Below are 1,575 nucleotides of genomic sequence, written 5' to 3'. Positions count from 1 at the left end.
CTGCGTAACCGATTGCAACGGCTCAATCGCAAGACGCTCGGATATTCAAAATCATCCGAAATGCACGATAGGATCATCGGTACTTACATCGAACGCGAGTACTACGTTTGATGCTACATCAACTCATTGAATACACGACCAACGTTTTTCATTTAATACGTCTCCAACTGAACAAAAGAATAAAAGCGGTAAATGCCCCAAAATGGGTGAGCGGTACAGGACGAATCGCTAATCCTCGTCGTCCTGCGCTTTCAATTCCTCAAGCTCCGGAATATAGGCGGCTTCTGGCCCGACTCGCAGTTCACATAACGTACCGCCTTCATCCTGCGTATACACCACCTCACTAATGACCAGTTCACGGTTGTTAAAGCCCAGCAACGGATCAAACACAATTACGCGTTGATTAGGCTTCCATAGGATGCCGTCACCTTGCCGCCAACCTTGTACTGTATAGGTCGTTTCCTCGGTTCTGGCTACACGCTGTCTGGCTTCAAATTCGCTTCGTGCTTGACAGCTCGCTCCAGTGGCATTACCGGCCTGGTGGATATGTTGCGGACGATAGCGGGTAATTTGACTGTCCCTGGTTTTGGCGCTGAGCGCTGTTAATGTCGCTTCCCCGAAATCGTCATCATCTCCCGAGCGTTGACCCGCCACCTGATATTCCGAAAAGCGTTCGCGGATACTCTGTTTCGTATCACAGGTGAGAATATTTTCTCCCCAGACAAGTGCTGTTGTCGCACGATCATTGCCGACTGTACCCATTAGCAGATTGCCCCCAGGCTAGCGCCTGTTGGCTTCCTAACGCCTTGTTTAGCGCCTCATGGACAGTTTCTCCATAATCAGCCTGAAAAGCCTGTGGCGGTGTTTGGGGGGCTTTCTGGCTAATGACTTTAATGCCAAACGGGTTAGCCAGTTCTGAGGCTATCTGATGCAAGGTGTTGCCTGTAAAAAGCGTGTTATTGGCAGCACAGTCGATTAAATCCGCCGTCTTACTCCGGCCACTGATACCGACATGAATACTTTTTGCGTCATAGCGTATCGGGGTCGCTTCAATCCAGCCGGTCAGGACTTTATCCTGACCGATGAGGACGTCGACAAGTTCACCTTTTTTAATTCTGGGTTGTAACGGTACGCTTCCTGATTCACCTGGCCATTGGCGGGTGATTTCTACATTGAAATAGCGTGAGAGTCGTTCTATCCCTGCTGAAATCTGGACGCGTGTCCAACCTCCCCATTCGAGCCCGTTGACGCGCAATATCACATGATCGCTCATCTTGCAGGAACCCTTAAGGGTTGTACCGGCACAAAACCGGGATGGTTAACGGTATTTCGGCGGGTGATATCGATTTCTCGTGCGGCATTGTCATACCAGTTAGCCGCCAGAACCAGCGCAGGCAGCACCGTTTCTGGTGTACGGGTGACGGTTTCTTCAACTTGTGTACTAGCTCAGACCTGATCTGACAGTTACCGATTATTTATACAGGTGTCTGTCAGATTACATCTGGTTCAGATTCTTTTCTGCCCAGATCCGTTTTCCATCGAGTAAAGTGGCCATCGGCGTACGCCCGCAGCACG

1 protein-coding gene and 2 pseudogenes are annotated in these 1,575 nt (G+C 50.2%); 1 reads left to right on the top strand and 2 read right to left on the bottom strand.

Annotation, left to right across the window (positions count from 1 at the left end; translation table 11 throughout):
- Positions 1 to 111, top strand: a 111-nt coding sequence (locus QZ506_RS05825; protein ID WP_291968255.1) for an IS1 family transposase, incomplete at its 5' end; no start/stop codon positions are given.
- Between the two features lie 117 nt (positions 112 to 228).
- Here QZ506_RS05825 and QZ506_RS05820 read toward each other — a convergent pair.
- Positions 229 to 1,273: pseudogene (locus QZ506_RS05820) on the bottom strand (phage baseplate assembly protein).
- Positions 1,270 to 1,473 (bottom strand): annotated as a pseudogene (locus tag QZ506_RS05815) (DNA circularization protein); the annotation flags it as partial. The pseudogenes QZ506_RS05820 and QZ506_RS05815, both read right to left, overlap by 4 nt.
- Positions 1,474 to 1,575 lie beyond the last annotated feature (102 nt).

This window comes from Candidatus Symbiopectobacterium sp. (assembly GCF_020054415.1).
GTDB lineage: Bacteria > Pseudomonadota > Gammaproteobacteria > Enterobacterales > Enterobacteriaceae > Symbiopectobacterium.
Note: the sequence above shows the minus strand (reverse complement) of the source record. Positions and strands in the feature narration are given on the sequence as shown.